General features: G+C 63.6%; 11 protein-coding genes and 1 pseudogene. 7 read left to right on the forward strand and 5 right to left on the reverse strand.

Annotated features, from left to right (window positions below):
• Window positions 1-30: 30 nt before the first annotated feature.
• The 5 genes and pseudogenes from K3F44_RS00915 to K3F44_RS00930 form a co-directional block, all read right to left on the reverse strand.
• Window positions 31-1455 carry a gamma-aminobutyraldehyde dehydrogenase gene (locus tag K3F44_RS00915; RefSeq protein ID WP_220633186.1) on the reverse strand — a complete coding sequence of 475 codons (1425 nt, stop codon included), beginning with the start codon at window positions 1453-1455 and terminating at the stop codon, window positions 31-33.
• Between the two features lie 46 nt (window positions 1456-1501).
• Window positions 1502-1948, reverse strand: a complete 447-nt coding sequence (locus K3F44_RS25015; RefSeq protein WP_401180142.1) for a methyl-accepting chemotaxis protein — start codon at window positions 1946-1948, stop codon at window positions 1502-1504.
• A 105-nt stretch (window positions 1949-2053) separates the two neighbouring features.
• Window positions 2054-2767 (reverse strand): annotated as a pseudogene (locus K3F44_RS25020) (PAS domain S-box protein); the annotation flags it as partial.
• 18 nt (window positions 2768-2785) lie between these two features.
• Complete coding sequence (locus tag K3F44_RS00925) at window positions 2786-3841, reverse strand: diguanylate cyclase (protein WP_220633188.1); 1056 nt, start codon at window positions 3839-3841, stop codon at window positions 2786-2788.
• Window positions 3792-4676 (reverse strand): hypothetical protein, encoded by an 885-nt coding sequence (locus K3F44_RS00930; RefSeq protein WP_220633189.1) that lies wholly within the window; start codon window positions 4674-4676, stop codon window positions 3792-3794. Before K3F44_RS00930 ends, K3F44_RS00925 begins: the two co-directional genes overlap by 50 nt.
• A gap of 307 nt (window positions 4677-4983) precedes the next feature.
• Between K3F44_RS00930 and K3F44_RS00935 the strand changes: the two genes are divergently transcribed.
• The 7 genes from K3F44_RS00935 to K3F44_RS00965 all read left to right on the forward strand — a co-directional run bounded on the left by K3F44_RS00935 (window position 4984) and on the right by K3F44_RS00965 (window position 13191).
• The gene (locus tag K3F44_RS00935; protein WP_101317133.1) at window positions 4984-5679 is read left to right on the forward strand and encodes a tellurite resistance TerB family protein; all 696 of its coding nucleotides are present in this window, start codon (window positions 4984-4986) and stop codon (window positions 5677-5679) included.
• Between the two features lie 128 nt (window positions 5680-5807).
• Window positions 5808-7430: a methyl-accepting chemotaxis protein gene (locus K3F44_RS00940; RefSeq protein ID WP_220633190.1), complete on the forward strand. Its 1623-nt coding sequence runs from the start codon at window positions 5808-5810 to the stop codon at window positions 7428-7430.
• 5 nt (window positions 7431-7435) lie between these two features.
• A complete protein-coding gene (locus K3F44_RS00945) occupies window positions 7436-7957 on the forward strand; it encodes a chemotaxis protein CheW (protein ID WP_409077682.1) in 522 nt (173 codons plus the stop codon).
• Window positions 7954-9225 (forward strand): CheR family methyltransferase, encoded by a 1272-nt coding sequence (locus tag K3F44_RS00950; RefSeq protein WP_220633192.1) that lies wholly within the window; start codon window positions 7954-7956, stop codon window positions 9223-9225. The genes K3F44_RS00945 and K3F44_RS00950 overlap by 4 nt, the downstream gene beginning before the upstream one ends.
• Window positions 9222-9887: a chemotaxis protein CheW gene (locus K3F44_RS00955; protein ID WP_220633193.1), complete on the forward strand. Its 666-nt coding sequence runs from the start codon at window positions 9222-9224 to the stop codon at window positions 9885-9887. Before K3F44_RS00950 ends, K3F44_RS00955 begins: the two co-directional genes overlap by 4 nt.
• Window positions 9884-12181 (forward strand): hybrid sensor histidine kinase/response regulator, encoded by a 2298-nt coding sequence (locus K3F44_RS00960; protein ID WP_220633194.1) that lies wholly within the window; start codon window positions 9884-9886, stop codon window positions 12179-12181. The genes K3F44_RS00955 and K3F44_RS00960 overlap by 4 nt, the downstream gene beginning before the upstream one ends.
• Window positions 12178-13191 carry a chemotaxis response regulator protein-glutamate methylesterase gene (locus K3F44_RS00965; RefSeq protein ID WP_101317146.1) on the forward strand — a complete coding sequence of 338 codons (1014 nt, stop codon included), beginning with the start codon at window positions 12178-12180 and terminating at the stop codon, window positions 13189-13191. The genes K3F44_RS00960 and K3F44_RS00965 overlap by 4 nt, the downstream gene beginning before the upstream one ends.
• Window positions 13192-13220 lie beyond the last annotated feature (29 nt).

Below are 13220 nucleotides of genomic sequence, written 5' to 3' on the forward strand. Positions count from 1 at the left end.
CAGAAGACGGCGACAAGGCAGCCAACACGGCTAGTGCTTGAACATCACATGGCGGACACAGGTGTAGTCCTCCAGCCCATACATCGACATATCCTTGCCGTAGCCCGATTGCTTCTGCCCGCCGTGGGGCATCTCGCTGATCAGCATGAAGTGCGTGTTGACCCAGGTGCAGCCGTATTGCAGGCGTGCGGCAAGGCGGTGCGCGCGGCCCACGTCAGTGGTCCACACCGATGAGGCCAGGCCGTACTCGGAGTCGTTGGCCCAATCCAGCGCCTGGGCTTCGTCGGCAAAGCGAGTGACGGTGACCACCGGGCCGAACACCTCATGACGAGCGATCTCGTCGTCCTGCAGCACGTCGGCCAGCAGGGTCGGCGCGTAGAAGAAGCCTGCACCCTCCAACACCTTGCCGCCAGTGACCAGGCGGATATGCGGCTGGTCGAGGGCGCGTTGCACCATGCCTGCTACCTTGTCGCGGTGTTGCGCACTGATCAGTGGGCCGAGTTCGGTGTCGGCCGCATCCTGAGGTCCCGGCTTGATGCTGGCGACAGCCTGGCCCAGGCGCTCGACCAATTCATCGTAGATGGCGTCCTGCACATACAGCCGGCAGGCGGCGGTGCAGTCCTGGCCGGCATTGTAGAAACCAAAGCTGCGAATGCCAGCGACGGCCGCATCGAGATCGGCGTCATCGAAGATCAGCACTGGCGCCTTGCCGCCCAACTCCATGTGCATGCGCTTCACGCTGGCGGCAGTGGCGCCGATGATGTTCGCCCCGGTCGGGATCGAGCCGGTCAGCGATACCATGCGTACGCGCGGATGAGTGACCAGCGGCGTGCCCACAGTCGCGCCACGGCCAAACAAAATGTTCAACACACCGGCCGGGAAGATCTCGCGGGCCAGCTCGGCCAGGCGCAGCGCTGTCAGCGGGGTCAGCTCGGAGGGCTTGAGCACCACGGTGTTGCCTGCGGCCAGTGCCGGCGCGATCTTCCACGCGAGCATCATCAGCGGGTAGTTCCACGGCGCAATCGAGGCGACCACGCCCAATGGGTCACGCCGCACCATCGAGGTGTGCCCCGGCAGATACTCCCCTGCCGCCGAACCGCCCAGGCAGCGCGCCGCCCCGGCGAAATAGCGAAACACGTCGACAATGGCCGGGATCTCGTCATTGAGGGCGGCGGCGAGGGGCTTGCCGCAGTTCTGCGATTCGAGGCTGGCCAGTTCTTCGCCGTGTTGCTCAATGGCATCGGCCAGCGCCAGCATGGCCAGCGAGCGGTCTTTCGGGCTGGTCTGCGACCAACTGGCAAAGGCGCTGTCGGCGGCGCGCACGGCGCTGTCGACCTGCGCCTCGCTGGCCTCGCTGATCTGCGCCAGGGCAGTGCCTGCGGCTGGGTCGAGTACGGTCCAGGCTGGGCCTTCACCGGCCACCAGTTGGCCGTTGATCAGCATCTGGGTGTGCATGGGGCAATCCTCCGAGGCATTTGCGATGGTCGATAGCGTAGACCACTCACTGCAGCTCATTGGCTACCCGGCTGGTGACCTCGACGACCTGGCGTGCGCCGCGGCTGATTTCGTCCATCGCGTTGCCGGCCTGGCTGGCCAAGTCCTGCACCGCGCAGGCATGCTCGCGGCTGTTCTGAATGCCTTTGAAGGCGCCATCGGCCAGTTCTCGGTTCAGACGCACTACCTCGAAAATGTCCCGGGTGGCCTCGGTAGTGCGCGCGGCCAGGCGCCTGACTTCATCAGCAACCACAGCAAAGCCACGGCCCTGATCGCCGGCACGGGCGGCCTCGATGGCCGCATTGAGTGCCAGCAGGTTGGTCTGCGCCGCGATCCCGCCGATGATCTCGACGATCGCACCAATGTTCAGCGACTGCGCCTGCAGCGCTTGCATGTCCTGGCCAACGCTGGCCATTTCCCCGGCGATGGATTGCATGGCCGACGCGGCCTGCATGACTACTGTCAGGCCTTGCTGTGCGCTGTGCTCGGTGGTCAGCGAAACATCATGGGCGAGGTCGGCAGCGCGGCGCACGAGGTCGGCCTTTTCCACCTGTTCGGTTACCACATTGGCGAACTTGGCCACCTTGTAGAGGCGACCGTGCTGGTCCTTGATCGGGTTGTAGGTCGCTTCAAGCCATACGCTATTGCCGCGGGCGTCGATACGACGAAAGCGCCCCGCCACGAACTGCCCGCGATTGAGCGCTTGCCAGAACTGGGTGTAGTCGGCGCAGGCGGCGTCCTCGGCAGAGCAGAACATGCGGTGGTGCTTGCCGAGAATCTGCGTCAGGCCATAGCCCATGGTGTTGAGAAAGGCTTTGTTGGCGTCGAGCACCATGCCGTTGAGGTTGAACTGGATGATGGCGGTGGAATGGTCAAGGGCGTTGTACAACTCCAGCCCGTCCCGGTCACGGCGGCTGGTGCCGGGGCTGGCGCAGCCGTAGCCGTGATGTTGGCCCAGCGCGTCGCGCAACCAGCATAGCTGAAGTAGCACCGGGCGACCGTCGGCGCCCCGGCAACTGAGCGACGGCGAGCCTGTCAGTGGTGCCGGCAAACTGCAGCCTGGTTCAAGCAGGGCTTCGAGCTTGACCCCGAGCAGTTGCGCGGCGGAAAAGCCCAGCGCGTTGGCGAACGGCGCATTGACCTCGGTGAAGCAGCCGTTGGCATCGAGGCGAGCGCTGAGCAGTTGCTGTTCCAGTTGGGCGAGCAGGGCTTGCAGGCTGTCCAGTTGTTGTTGGCAAGCGAGCAGTGCCTGCGTGCAGCGGCGGTTGAACACGGCGAACTCCAGTAATTGTCAGGATAAAGGCTCGCCTGCACCGAAATGCACCCGGTCCTTGCCGGCGCGTTTGGCCTTGTACAGGCAGCGGTCGGCGTGGATAAGGATGTCGGCTAGGGCTTGATCGTGGCTGAAGGGCACCAGCCCAGCGCTGAAGGTGAAGCGGGCGGGAGCTTCGCGGCTGTTGCGGACCGCCTCCAGCAGGCGCTCGGCGATGGCCAGGGCGATGGCTGGGCTCTGGGTATCGATGATGACGCCGAATTCCTCACCACCCAGCCGCCCGGCACAATGGCTGCCGGCCATGTTGCGCAGACGTGCAGCGAGCACGCGCAGCACTTGATCGCCGGCAGCGTGGCCGAGTTGGTCGTTGATCCGCTTGAAGTCGTCGATATCGATCATCATGAAGAAACCGCCGCCGTGGCTTTCGATGACGCGCTCGAAGCGATCCATCAATGCTCGTCGGTTGTAAAGCGAAGTCAGGTAGTCGGTCTCCGACAGGGTGCGATAGTGCTGCTCGATCTGCAGTGTGATGCTCAGTGCGCGCAGGTAGGTGCGGCTGTTGATCCAGCCCAGGCTGATCGAGAAGGCAAAAAAAATAGCCAGATACCAGCGGTAGTCGCTCACCTCATCGTGACCGATGTGGGGCATCACCAGCACCCAGCTCAACACGGCGGCCAGCAGATAATCCATTGGCCCACGGATCAGCAGCGATGCGCCGACCACCGCCAGCACGGTCACGGCCAGAGAGAACTGACGATGCAATGGCGGGTAGTCGAGAAAGATCAACTTGAAGCCGAGCACCACCGTCAACATGAACAGCAAGCCCGAATACCGCCATACATTGTCCGAGTTTGTCCGTGTCTGGATGATGAACAGAGCTACCATCATCAATAGCGGTCCCCAGGCGCCGAGCGTGACGATGCGTTCGTCAAGCACCAGGTGAACGGCAAGCCAGCTGGCGATAACCAACACTTGCACGGCGATGATGCCCTCGCGCAGCAGCAGCCTGATGCGCGGGCGATGATCAGCCGAGACATCCAGCTCCAGACTGGGGTATTTCCGATTCAAGGGCATAACTACCAAGCTCCATGCTGACCCGCGTGACGGCGAAGTAGATCGCCATGGTGTGCCTGACCAGCTCGGCGAACGCCGGGCGCATCTCGACCAGTGATCCCTGGGTGCGGAAGTAGCCTTTGCTTTCGCCTTCCTTGACCAGCCGTGCCACGTGCATGGTGGATACCCCGAGCCGGGAGGACAGCTCGGCATAGCTGGAGACCTTGTAGCCGCCGTCGTTTGAGCGAAAGCCCCGGGTATCAAGGTACAAGCTCAGCATCGGCAGATGACCACCGTCGCGGTTCATGATCCACTTGGCCCCCGGCAGCAGCCCGTCCAGCAGCACGTCGGCATCCAGCAGGTGAGCGAATCCGCTGAAGTATTGACGCAGGAACGCCGTTGGCTCGGTGCGCTGCCAAGGCTGGGCATCGGGTATCAGCTTCTGGGCCGGTATGAGGTATGCGCTGATCAGTTGTGTGGCCAGATCGATAGCGGTTTTGCTGGGTCTGTAGATGCGTTGCCGAGCATCATCCGGGTGGGGCGATACGTGCATATAGCCCGATATCAGGAAGAACGAGAAATACGACTCCAGGGTGTTGCGCGTCAGGTAGCCACGCCGCTCGCAAAATGCCTTGACCCGCGATAACGGTGTCATAGGGTCGTGGAAATAAAAGGCGAACAGCGACAGCACGACCATCAGGCGGTCGTATTTGAGCAAGCTCTTGAAGAAGAACGGTTTGCGCCGGTATTGCTCAAGCATCAACTGCAGGTGGTGGTCCAGCGCGGCATCGGAATCAAGCCGGTAGAAGTTGCTGATCGTCAAATGCAGGTAGTCCAGCAGTTCGGCTCGTTTCATGGCTAGCAACATCACCTAATATCAATGGCTGCACATGGCCATTATCGTTTCAGCGCCGATTATGCGGTCTCGCGGAGCAAATTCAGGATGGCCCCAAAAATGTTGCAAGGTTGACCGCGGGGCAAGGTCTGGCCATGCATGGTCGATGGCGCTGGACCCTTGGCGGCTATTCGATGATCAGGCCGAGCGTGCCGCCTTGCCAGCGCACTTGGTCGGCTGTGCAACATCCCGAAGCAAATACTTCCATGGCGAACGACAGGCCAAGCCTTACTCTGGGTTTTCCTTTCTGTAGCGTGGAGACGTGCGCATGAACACCCGAGGTTTGCTCGATCAACTGTTCAAGACCGGCCAGGAAATGCTCAGCAAACAAACCGGTAAAAGCGCTGGCGGCAAGCCGTCGCTCGGTGCAGGCGGTCTCGGTGGGCTGCTGTCCGGTATGGGCGGCGGCGCCTTGGCAAGTGGCGCCATGGGCTTGTTGCTCGGTAACAAGAGCGCGCGCAAGTTCGGTGGCAAGGCGCTGACCTACGGCGGCCTGGCAGCGCTGGGGGTGATCGCCTACAAGGCCTTCAATAACTGGCAGGCGCAGCAGGCCACTGGCCAAGTGCGCGAGCCGCAGACGCTCGACCGGCTGCCACCGGCTGAAGCCGAGCTGCACAGCCAGGCCGTGCTGCGTGCGCTGGTCGCGGCAGCCAAGTCCGATGGCCATATCGATGAGCGTGAGCGTGAACTGATCGAAGGTGAATTCACCCGTCTGGACAGCGACCGCGAACTGCAGCAATGGCTGCACGCCGAGCTGAACAAACCGCTCGACCCGGCAGAAGTCGCCCGCGCCGCGCAAACTCCGGAAATGGCCGGCGAGATGTACCTGGCGAGCCTGATGATGGTCGATCAGGAAAACTTCATGGAGCGCGCCTACCTCGATGAGCTGTCGCGCCAGCTGCGCCTGGATCCGGCGCTGCGCCAGGAGCTTGAAGCCCAGGCCAGGCTTGCCGCCGGTCAGTAATCTGGCTATTTGCCACCTTTGCCGGCAGGGATGCCGCCAACGCCGCTCATTCAGCTGAGAAACCCGGCTCATGCCTGGGCTATACTCGAGCGATTTCCCCGCTCGTACTGAATTCTTGAGGGCTGATTTTGAAAAACTGGACCATGCGCCAACGGATCCTGGCAAGTTTTGCCGTGATCATCGCCATCATGTTGTTGATGATCGTTGCAGCCTACTCAAGGTTGGTCGCCATTTCCGCGAGCGAGGAAGCGGTCGGTTCCGATGCCATCCCCGGCGTCTACTACAGCTCGATGATCCGCAGCGCCTGGGTCGACAGCTACGTCACCAGCCAGCAGTTGGTCGGCCTGAGCAAGCATCGCGATATCGCCTCTGCGGATATCGAACTGTTCAAGAGCTTTGAAGAGCGCCTGCGCCAGCACATGGCCAGTTATCAGGCAACCATTCGTAATACGGAAGACCAGACCAGCTTCGACGCCTTCGTCGACATGGAAAAACATTACATCGCCGACATCGAACTGGTACTCGAGGCCTACCGGCAGAAGAACTACGCCGAAGCCGAGCGCTTGATCACCGACGTGCTGACGCCCGCCTGGGTTGAAGGGCGCAAGCACCTCAACACCGTGATCGAACGCAATCGGGAAGCGGCCGATGTAGCCACCAAAGACATCGTCAGCGCCGTGGCCACCGCCAAGGGCAGCATGATCGTTTCGCTGATCCTGGCCATCATCGCTGCTGGCATTTGCGGGCTGCTGTTGATGCGTGCGATCACCACACCCATGCAACGCATCGTACATGCCCTCGATAAGCTGCGCTCGGGTGACTTGAGCATGCGCCTGGACCTGGACCGTAAGGACGAGTTTGGCGCCATCGAAACCGGCTTCAACGAAATGGCCGAATCCCTCGCCAGCTTGGTCGCCCAGGCCCAGCGCTCGTCGGTGCAGGTGACCACCTCGGTTACCGAAATCGCCGCCACCTCCAAGCAGCAGCAAGCCACGGCCACCGAAACCGCAGCCACTACCACCGAAATCGGCGCCACCTCGCGTGAGATCGCCGCCACGTCGCGTGATCTGGTGCGGACCATGACCGAGGTCACCTCGGCTGCTGACCAGGCCTCGATCCTCGCCGGCTCCGGCCAGCAAGGCCTGGCACGCATGGAAGAAACCATGCACCAGGTGATGGGCGCGGCCGATCTGGTCAACGCCAAGCTGAGCATCCTCAACGAGAAGGCCAGCAACATCAATCAGGTGGTGGTGACCATCGTCAAGGTTGCCGACCAGACCAACCTGCTGTCGCTGAACGCTGCGATCGAGGCCGAGAAGGCCGGCGAATACGGCCGCGGTTTCGCCGTGGTGGCCACTGAAGTGCGTCGCCTGGCCGACCAGACCGCCGTGGCGACCTACGACATCGAGCAGATGGTGCGCGAGATCCAGTCGTCGGTTTCGGCCGGGGTAATGGGCATGGACAAGTTTTCCGAAGAAGTCCGCCGCGGCATGTTCGAAGTGCAGCAGGTTGGCGAGCAACTCAGCCAGATCATCCATCAGGTCCAGGCGCTGGCGCCGCGGGTATTGATGGTCAACGACGGCATGCAGGCCCAGGCCACCGGTGCCGAGCAGATCAACCAGGCGCTCTCTCAGCTCAGCGACGCCAGCACGCAGACCGTCGAATCGCTGCGCCAGGCCAGTTTCGCCATCGATGAGCTGAGCCAGGTCGCGGCTGGCCTGCGTGGCGGTGTCTCGCGTTTCAAAGTCTGATGACAATCAAGGATCTGCCTCAGCGCGAACCCACAGCCGGCACCGGCAAAGGCGTGCTGTACCTGCAGTTTCGCCTCAACGACCAGCGCTTCGCCCTGGATGTGCGTGAGGTGGTGGAAGTGCTGGCGCTGCGTACGCTCAAGCCTATCGCTCAGGCCCCGGGGTGGGTACGCGGGATTCTCAGCCATCGTGGTGCGCTGATCCCAGTGATCGACCTGGCCGCGCTGAGCTTTGCCAGGCGGGCCGCAGCACGCACCAGCACGCGGCTGGTGGTGGTGCGTTATCACCCGGCTGCCAGCGCTATCACGCTGCACCTGGGTTTGATCCTCGAGCAGGCCACCGAGACCCTGCGCTGCCAGCCTGACGAGTTCCAGCCGTATGGGCTGGACAACGGCGAGGCGCCCTATCTGGGCCCGGTGCGCCAGGATGCCCAGGGCATGTTGCAGCGCATCGAGATCGACCAGTTGCTCAGTGACGAGGTCCGTCGCTTGCTGTTCCCGGATGCGCCAGCGCAGGTGCCGGCATGATCGAACAGCAGTTTTTTCGATTCTTGCAAGAGCGCATCGGCCTGGATGTCGAGTCGGTCGGAGTGCCCATGGTCGAGCGTGCCCTGCGTCAGCGCAGTGCTGCGCTGGCAGCCCACGACTTGAACGATTACTGGCTGCTGCTGCAGCAATCGACGGCTGAACAGCAAGCGCTGATCGAGGCGGTGATCGTCCCGGAAACCTGGTTTTTCCGTTATCCCGAGTCGTTTGCCGCGTTGGCCGGCCTCGCTCACAAGCGCTTGGCCGAACTGGCCGGTGTGCGGCCGCTGCGCATCCTCAGCTTGCCGTGCTCGACCGGCGAAGAGCCGTATTCGATTGCCATGGCGTTGCTCGACAGCGGCATGAGCGCCGCCGCGTTCAGTGTCGATGGGCTGGACATCAGCCCCAACTCGGTCGCCCGTGGACGCCAGGCGCTGTACGGGCGCAATTCGTTTCGTGGCAGTGATGTGGCCTTTCGCGAGCGGCACTTCAGCGCTACCGGTGAGGGCCATCAGTTGCATGAGCGAGTCTGCCACCAGGTCGATCTGCAGGTCGGCAACGTGCTTGATCCAGCCCTGGCTAGTCGCAACGGGCATTATGACTTCGTGTTCTGTCGCAACCTGCTGATCTACTTCGACGTGCCCACCCAGCACCGGGTGTTTGCGGTGCTCAAGCAATTGCTGCATGCCCAGGGTGTGCTGTTCATTGGCCCCGCCGAAGGCAGCCTGTTGGCGCGCCTGGGCATGCGGCCATTGGGCATCCCGCAGTCGTTCGCCTATGTGCGCCAGCCGGAACAAGCCGTGCCCGTAGTTCCCCCGACGCCTGCACGGCCGGCCCTGGCGTCTGCGCCATTGAGCCAGCCGCCTGTGCCGCGTAGCGTGCCGCCAGCGCCAGCGCCGCGGCACGTGCGCCCAGCGCCCGCCCCGTCGATAGTGGCCACTGCCGGGCAGGCCGGCGAGAGCGAGCTGCTGGCGCAAATCGCCCGCCAGGCCAACGCCGGCGACAGTCAGGCCGCGCTGGCCAGTTGCGAGCGCTACCTGCGCCAGTTCGAACCCAAGGCGCAGCTGTACTACTGGCTGGGCCTGCTCAGCGACACCGCAGGCGACAGCCACAACGCCATTATTCATTACCGCAAGGCCGTGTACCTTGAGCCGCAACACCCCGAGGCGCTGCTGCAACTGGCGACGCTGCTCGCCGCACAAGGCGATGAGGCCGGTGCGCGGCGTCTGCAGGAACGCGCCGCGCGTGCCGGTCGGGAGCCGCAACGATGAGCGAGATTCATGAGCTGCTGCTTGTCAGCGAAGACCACCCGCCGATCGACGACTGCTGGAATCGCATCGGCGTGCATGGCAACAAACAATGCCCTTTGCTTGAACAACATATTCACTGCCGCAACTGCGAAGTGCATGCCGCAGCCGCCACGCGCCTGCTCGATCGCTACGCCCTGCAGCAGGATCAAGAGCCTGTCGCCGCCGCGCCGCTGACCGAATGCACCGGGCGTTCGATGCTGGTGTTCCGCCTGGGTGAAGAATGGCTGGCGCTGACGACTGCCAGCCTCGCCGAGATCGCTCCAGTGCAATCCGTGCATTCCCTGCCGCATCAGCGCTCGCGGGTACTGCAAGGTGTGGCCAATGTGCGCGGCGCCCTGGTGCCGTGCCTGTCACTGGCCGCGCTGCTGGGGGCCGACAGCCTGCCGGCCAGCCCCATCAATGGTCGGGTAATGCCACGCATGCTGATTCTGGCCGCTGAAGGCGGGCCGGTAGTTGCTCCAGTGGATGAAGTCGATGGCATTCATCGGCTTGATATCGATGCCTGTGAAGACGGCCAGGACACTGCGCGCTTCACTGCCGCCGTGCTGCAGTGGCGCGGGCGCAGCGTGCGCGTACTGGATTCGACCCACTTGCTGTCGGCTGTCAAGCGGAGCCTGTCATGACCCCTGAGCAAATGCGTGATGCGTCTTTGCTGGAGCTGTTCAGCCTGGAGGCCGAAGCCCAGACCCAGGTGCTCAACACTGGCCTGATTGCGCTCGAGCGCAACCCGACCCAGGCCGATCAGCTCGAAGCCTGCATGCGTGCCGCGCACTCGCTCAAAGGCGCGGCGCGGATCGTCGGCGTCGACGCCGGGGTGAGCGTCGCCCACGTCATGGAAGACTGCCTGGTCGCGGCCCAGGAAGGTCGGCTACGTTTGCGTGGCGAACACATTGATGCCTTGCTGCAAGGCACCGACCTGCTGATGCGCATCGCCACGCCGGGCGATGCCGCCGGTGAGCTGGCAGTGCCGGGCTTTGTCGCGCAGATGACGGCGTTGCTCGACCCCGCTGCTGCTTTCAGCGCGGCGCCGCAGGTGGTTACCCGCGCAGTGAGCGAACCGCTGCTGGCCGCGCCGTCGGTGGCCAGCGCCGAAGTACCCGCGCTGGCAGCCCAGGCGCAAGCCGATGTCGAGCCTGCACCGCGGTCAGGCAAACGCAGCAGCCAGACCGGCGAGCGAGTATTGCGGGTGACGGCGGATCGCTTGAACAGCCTGCTCGACCTGTCCAGCAAGTCGCTGGTGGAAACCCAGCGGCTCAAGCCCTACCTGGCCAGCCTGCAGCGGCTCAAGCGCATGCACGGGCAGGGCATGCGTGCCCTCGACGGGCTGAAGAGCCAGCTTGAGAGCAGCGGCCAGAGCCCTGAAGTACTCGAAGCGCTGGCCCAGACCCAACGCCTGCTCGGCGAAACCCAGGCCATCCTGCAACAGCAAGCAGCCGAGCTCGACGAGTTCGGCTGGCAAGCCAGCCAGCGCGCGCAAAACTTGTATGACACGGCGCTGGCCTGCCGCATGCGGCCATTCGCCGACGTGCTTACCGGGCAGAGCCGGATGGTCCGCGATCTGGGCCGCTCGTTGGGCAAACAGGTGCAGTTGCAGATCGAGGGCGAGAAAACCCAGGTCGATCGCGATGTCCTGGAAAAACTCGAAGCCCCGCTGATTCACCTGCTGCGCAACGCCGTCGACCATGGCATCGAACTGCCCGAACGACGCCTGTTGGCGGGCAAGCCCAGCGATGGCGTGATCCGCCTGCGTGCATCCCACCAGGCTGGGATGCTGATTGTCGAGCTGAGTGACGATGGCGCCGGCATCGACCTTGAGCAGCTGCGCTGCAGCATTGCCGAACGGGCCTTGTCACCGGCCGAGACCGTGGCGCAGATGAGCGAAGCCGAGCTGCTGACGTTCCTGTTCCTGCCCGGTTTCAGCATGCGCGATCGGGTCACCGAAGTATCCGGTCGCGGGGTGGGGTTGGACGCAGTGCAGCATATGGTGCGCGAGCTGCGCGGCTCGATCGAGCTGACCCAGGTTGCTGGCCAAGGCTGTTGCTTCCATTTGCAGGTGCCGCTGACCTTGTCGGTGGTGCGCAGCCTGGTGGTTGAGGTCGGCGGCGAGGCGTATGCCTTTCCGCTGGCGCATATCGAGCGCACCCTTGACGTGCCCGCCGAGGCCATCGTCCAGATCGAAGGGCGTCAACACTTCTGGCACGAGCAGCGCCATATCGGCCTGGTCTCGGCCAATCAGTTGCTCAATCGCCCGCAAGGGCAGGGCGATGAGCGCAGCCTGCGGGTTGTGGTCATTCGCGAGCGCGAGCAGCTCTACGGGATTGCCGTCGAGCGCCTGATCGGCGAGCGCGTGCTGGTGGTCATGCCGCTCGATGCGCGCCTGGGCAAGGTTCAGGATATTTCTGCCGGAGCGTTGCTCGACGATGGCTCGGTGGTACTGATCGTCGACGTCGAAGACCTGCTGCGCTCGGTGGAAAAGCTGCTGACTACCGGCCGCCTGGAGCGCATTGAACGCAACGGCGCCAGTGCCAAGGGCGTCAGCCGCAAGCGCGTGCTGGTGGTGGACGACTCGCTGACGGTGCGTGAGCTGCAACGCAAGCTGCTGAGCAATCGCGGCTACGACGTGGCCGTGGCGGTGGACGGTATGGACGGCTGGAACGCCCTGCGCGGCGATGACTTCGACCTGCTGATCACCGACATCGACATGCCGCGCATGGACGGCATCGAGCTGGTCACCCTGGTGCGCCGCGACCAGCGCCTGCAAGGCTTGCCGGTGATGGTGGTGTCGTACAAGGACCGTGAAGAAGACCGCCGGCGTGGCCTGGATGCCGGCGCCGACTACTATTTGGCAAAGGCCAGCTTCCACGATGACGCGTTGCTGGATGCAGTGGTCGAGTTGATCGGAGGTGCACAAGGATGAAAATTGCCATCGTCAACGACATGCCCTTGGCCGTCGAGGCGCTGCGCCGGGCGCTTGCGCTGGAGCCGGCGCATGAGCTGATCTGGGTCGCCGGCAATGGCCAGGAGGCGGTCGAGCGCTGCGCCGCACAGATCCCGGACCTGATCCTCATGGACCTGATCATGCCGGTGATGGACGGCGTCGAGGCAACCCGGCGAATCATGGCGGTAACGCCCTGCGCTATCGTCATCGTCACGGTCGACCGCAAGCAGAACGTGCACCGCGTGTTCGAGGCCATGGGCCACGGCGCGCTGGACGTAGTCGATACGCCGGCGCTGGGCGCGGGTGATCCGCGCGAAGCGGCCGCGCCATTGTTGCGCAAGATCCTCAATATCGGCTGGCTGATCGGTCAGCAGCGCACTTCGGCGCCAAGCAGCGTGCCCACCGCTGTGCGCGAAGTCTCGCAGCGTACTGGCCTGGTGGCGATTGGTTCGTCTGCTGGCGGCCCGGCCGCGCTTGAAGTTTTGCTCAAGGGCCTGCCCAAGCAGTTTCCGGCGGCCATCGTGCTGGTGCAGCATGTTGACCAAGTGTTTGCCGCAGGTATGGCCGACTGGCTCAGCAGTACCTGCGGCCAGGTCGTACGGCTTGCCCGCGAAGGCGAGCCGCCGCAGGCCGGGCAGGTATTGCTGGCAGGCACCAACCACCATATCCGCTTGCTGAAAAACGGCCAGCTCGCCTACACCGCCGAGCCGGTCAATGAAATCTACCGACCCTCGATCGATGTGTTTTTCGAGAGCGTGGCACGCCATTGGAATGCGCCCGGTGTGGGCGTTCTGCTCACCGGGATGGGCCGCGATGGCGCCCAGGGTTTGAAGATGATGCGCCAGCAGGGCTTTTTGACCCTTGCCCAGGACCAGCAGAGCAGTGCTGTATATGGCATGCCCAAGGCCGCTGCGGCGATTGATGCAGCGATGGAGATCCGCCCGCTCGAGCGCATTGCCGGGCGATTGACGGAGTTTTTTACCAAATGACATCAGCAATTGAGTCACACCGCCTGGAC

This window comes from Pseudomonas sp. S07E 245 (assembly GCF_019599025.1).
Taxonomy (GTDB): Bacteria; Pseudomonadota; Gammaproteobacteria; order Pseudomonadales; family Pseudomonadaceae; genus Aquipseudomonas; species Aquipseudomonas shirazensis.

What these genes read in the sequence shown, in the direction of transcription:
- K3F44_RS00915 (WP_220633186.1), bottom strand. Translation starts at nt 1,455, where the DNA reads ATGCACACCCAGATGCTGATCAACGGCCAACTGGTGGCCGGTGAAGGC.
- K3F44_RS25015 (WP_401180142.1), bottom strand. Translation starts at nt 1,948, where the DNA reads ATGCAGGCCGCGTCGGCCATGCAATCCATCGCCGGGGAAATGGCCAGC.
- K3F44_RS00925 (WP_220633188.1), bottom strand. Translation starts at nt 3,841, where the DNA reads ATGCCCTTGAATCGGAAATACCCCAGTCTGGAGCTGGATGTCTCGGCT.
- K3F44_RS00930 (WP_220633189.1), bottom strand. Translation starts at nt 4,676, where the DNA reads ATGAAACGAGCCGAACTGCTGGACTACCTGCATTTGACGATCAGCAAC.
- K3F44_RS00935 (WP_101317133.1), top strand. Translation starts at nt 4,984, where the DNA reads ATGAACACCCGAGGTTTGCTCGATCAACTGTTCAAGACCGGCCAGGAA.
- K3F44_RS00950 (WP_220633192.1), top strand. Translation starts at nt 7,954, where the DNA reads ATGATCGAACAGCAGTTTTTTCGATTCTTGCAAGAGCGCATCGGCCTG.
- K3F44_RS00955 (WP_220633193.1), top strand. Translation starts at nt 9,222, where the DNA reads ATGAGCGAGATTCATGAGCTGCTGCTTGTCAGCGAAGACCACCCGCCG.
- K3F44_RS00960 (WP_220633194.1), top strand. Translation starts at nt 9,884, where the DNA reads ATGACCCCTGAGCAAATGCGTGATGCGTCTTTGCTGGAGCTGTTCAGC.
- K3F44_RS00965 (WP_101317146.1), top strand. Translation starts at nt 12,178, where the DNA reads ATGAAAATTGCCATCGTCAACGACATGCCCTTGGCCGTCGAGGCGCTG.